Below are 3,930 nucleotides of genomic sequence, written 5' to 3'. Positions count from 1 at the left end.
CCGGCCGACTGGAGGCCACCGCCCCGGCCGAGCCCGCCGCCGCAGGCGACCCGCCGAAGGCGGAAACCGCCGCCGCACCAGCGACACCACCCGCACCGCGCGCACCAAAGGGCGGGCCGGTGGGCGAACCCCCCGCCAGCTCCGGCCGACTGGAGGCCACCGCCCCGGCCGAGCCCGCCGCCGCAGGCGACCCGCCGAAGGCGGAAACCGCCGCCGCACCAGCGACACCACCCGCACCAATGGGCGGGTGGGCGGGCACACCCCCAGCACCCACCGCCGCCGCGCCAGCGGCGCTGCGCGGGTGGGCGGGGGAAACCGCCGCCGGTGACGGCCCAGCGGCCGCGCCGCGAGCGGGAAGGGGTGGGCGGGTGGGAGAACCCCCCACCGTCGCCGACAGCAACGCGGCGGCCGTCGTCGCCGTCTCCGCGAGCAGCGCGGAGAGTTCGGCCGCCACCGGGTGGTCGAACGCCGTCAACGGATCGCCGCCGCCACCACCGGCCAGCAGGCCCCGTGCCTCTCGCGGCAGCGAGACCCGCCGGCCGCCGAGGTCGAGTCGGACGCCCGGGCGAGCCGTGGCGGCGCGGCGGTCGAGGAGCGGCGCGGCGTCGGGTTCGGCGCCGTTGGTCCACAACGCCGTGACGACCCGCCGCAGTTGGGCGAGGCAGTCGCGGACGGGGGCGTGCGCGGCGACCACCACCCGGTCGCGTCCGGCGAGGGTGTCGTCGATCAGTGAGCCGAGTTGCCCGGCGCCCAACTGCACGAAGGCGCGGAAGCCGGCGTCGTACAGCGAGCCGATCAGTGGCCTGAACCGCACCGGTTCGAGCAGGTGGCGGATGAACAGCTCCCGCACGGCGGCCGGTTGGGCCGGGTAGCGGGTGGCGGTGGTGGCGGACCACACCGGGGTGGTCTGGGCGTGCAGCGTGTAGGACTCGGCGGCGTGCCTGATCGGGTCGAGGTAGGGGGCGAGCATCGGGGTGTGGAAGCCGGAGCGGAACGGCAGGATCTGCCCGATGACACCGGCGGCGCGCAGCCGCAGCACCAGTTCCTCTACGGCCGCCTCCTGGCCGCAGACCATCGACTGGTTGGGGGCGTTGTCGTGGGAGAGGACGACGTCGTCGCGGCCGGCCAGTTCCTCGGTGACCCGCTCGGCCGGCAGGCCGAGCACCGCGAAGGCGACGCCCGGCACCCGCAGCGCGTCGGGGTCGAACTCGGCGAGGAACGCGTCCACTTCGGCGGCGGTGTGGATGCCGCCCGCGGCCATGGCGGTCCATTCGCCGACGCTGTGGCCGGCGACCGCGTCCGGGGTGACGCCGAGGCGTCGCAGCGCGGTGTCGAGGAGCCGGCCGAGTTGGAACACGGCGGCGCCGTGTCGGCCGACGTCGCCGACCCGGGCCGATTCGGGTCCCGGCAGGTCGAACCAGGCGGCGAGCGCGTCCGCTCTGGGGTCGAACTCGGCCTCCAGGCCGGGGAAGACGAAGGCGGTCCTGCCGCCGCCCGGGCCCAGCAGCGGGCGGGGGCTGAACCAGACGTCGCTGCGGCCGCGCCAGGGCGCGCCCCGTGCGACGGCCTTGCGGGCGAGGGCGAGGCGGCGCGCCGTCGGGTCGACGATGCCGAGCCTGGCCGGCCCGGCGTCGGCGATCCGCTCGTCGAGGCCGGCGGCCAGCACGGTGCTGTCGTCGGCGGCCAGCAGCGCGCCGAGCGCGGCCGGGTCGGCCGCGGCGAGCCGCAGCACGCGTTCCGGTTCGACGACGGTGGCGGTCGGCGCGGTGCGCCGGGCCGGCACCGGGCCGGCCGGCGCCGTGGCCGGCGCCTCAAGGACCACGTGCGCGTTGATGCCGCCGAAGCCGAAGGCGTTGACGCCGGCCCGCCGCGGGGCGCCGTCGGCCGGCGGTTCCCAGGGGGTGGCCTCGGCGAGCGGCGCGAACCGGGTGGCGGCGAGCGCCGGGTTGGGTTCCTCGCAGTGCAACGTCGGCGGCAGCACGCCGTGGTGGAGGGCGAGCGCGGCCTTGATCAGGCCGGCGATGCCGGCCGCCGGCATGGTGTGGCCGATCATCGACTTGACCGAGCCGATGGCGGCGGGCGGCCCTTCGGGTGGGCCGAACACCTCGGCGAGGGTGGCGAGTTCGGCCCGGTCGCCGGCCGGGGTCGCGGTGCCGTGCGCCTCCAGCAGCCCGAGCGCGCCTGGGGCGCGCGGGTCGAGGCCCGCGGCCGCCCAGGCGAGCCGTACCGCGCGGGCCTGGCCGCCGGGGTCGGGGTTGAGGAGGCTGGCGGAGCGGCCGTCGCTGGCCACGCCGGTGCCGCGGACCACGGCGTAGATCCGGTCGCCTTCGCGTTCGGCGTCGGCGAGCCGTTTGAGGACGACGACGCCGGTGCCCTCGCCGATCAGCACGCCGTCGGCGTCCCGGTGGAGGGGGCGGATCCGTTCGCTCGGGGAGAGCGCGCCGAGTTGGCTGAACACGCTCCACAAGGTGATGTCGTGGCAGTGGTGCACGCCGCCGGCCAGCATCAGGTCGCAGCGGCCGGCGGCGAGTTCGCGGACGGCGTGGTCGACGGCGACCAGCGAGGAGGCGCAGGCGGCGTCCACCGTGTAGGCGGGGCCGCGCAGGTCGAGGCGGTTGGCGACCCGGGAAGCGGCCAGGTTGGGCACCAGGCCGATCGCGGACTCGGGCCGCTCGGGGCCGAGTTGGCCGGTGAACGAGTCGCGGATGCGCGCGAGCCGTCCCTCGTCCAGCTCGGGCGCCAACTCGCGGAGGGTGTGGACGAGTTGGCCGGCGGTGCGGACCCGCTGGTCGAGCCGGACCAGGCCGGGGGTGAGGTAGCCGCCGCGGCCGAGGACGACGCCGGCCCTGGCGCGGTCGGCGGGCAGCGCCCGGTCGCCGCCGGCGTCCTGGAGCGACTGGTCGGCGACGTGCAGGGCGATCAGCTGGTCGGGTTCCGTGCCGGGCACCGACTGGGGCATGATGCCGAACCTCGTGACGTCGAACTCGGTGCCCTCGTCGACGAATCCGCCGCGCCGGCAGTAGACGCGGTCGGCGCGCCGTGGTCCCGCCGGCTGGTAGTGGTCGGGGTCCCAGCGGCTGGCCGGCACGTCGGTGATGGCGTCGACGCCGTGGGTGATGTTGTGCCAGTAGGTGTCCAGGTCGCCGGCGCCGGGGAGGAGGACGGCCATCCCGACGACGGCGACCGGGGTGTGGTCCGGCATGGGGGTCACCACCCGGACGCCGTGTAGACCACCGCGTGCGTGTCGGGGGCGCCCCAGGCCAGCTCGCGGAGCAGGCTGAGCGGGCCTTCCTCGGGGTCGATCAGCTTGATGCCGCGGGCGGCGTAGGAGCGCATCAGTTCGGGGGTGACCATGCCGCCGTTGGTCTCGGCGGCGGCCCAGGGGCCCCAGTGGACGGTGAGGCCGCGGCGGCCGGGCGCCGACCAGCGGCGGCCGAGCTCCTCGAGGGCGTCGTTGGCGGCGGCGTAGTCGCTCTGGCCCCGGTTGCCGAGGGCGGCGGCGATGCTGCCGAAGAGCACGGCGAACCGAGGTCCTGAAGGGAGGGCGTCCACGGCGTCGAGGAGGGTGCGGGCGCCGTCGACCTTGGTGGCGAAGACCCGCCGGAAGGACTCGGGGCTCTTCTCGGCGATCAGCCTGTCCTCGATGACGCCGGCCGCGTGCACGACGCCGTCGATCCGGCCGTGTTCGGCGTGGATCTCCTTGACGGTGGCGCGCACGGCCTCGGCGTCGAGGATGTCGACGGAGTGGTAGCGGACGGGGCTGCCGAGGGCGCGCAGTTCGGCGAGGGTGGCGCGGACCTCGCGTTCGGCGAGGGTGGCGGAGACGGCGCGTTCGATGGCGGCGGGCGAGCCGTGTCCCGCGGCGAGGAAGGCGGCGCGCAGCGCGGCGCGGTCGACGGCGCGGGCGGTGGCGGGGTCCTCGGTGGCGGC

Annotated in this window: 2 protein-coding genes; both read right to left on the bottom strand. The window is 76.7% G+C overall.

Annotation, left to right across the window (positions count from 1 at the left end):
* Positions 1-3,202: beta-ketoacyl synthase N-terminal-like domain-containing protein (locus ACYVPE_RS39420; protein ID WP_461038666.1), on the bottom strand; the 3,202-nt coding region annotated here is incomplete at its 3' end.
* Positions 3,203-3,207: 5 nt separating this feature from the next.
* Positions 3,208-3,930: SDR family oxidoreductase (locus tag ACYVPE_RS39415; protein WP_461038665.1), on the bottom strand; the 723-nt coding region annotated here is incomplete at its 5' end.

Source organism: Streptomyces mayteni, from assembly GCF_054783955.1.
Note: the sequence above shows the minus strand (reverse complement) of the source record. Positions and strands in the feature narration are given on the sequence as shown.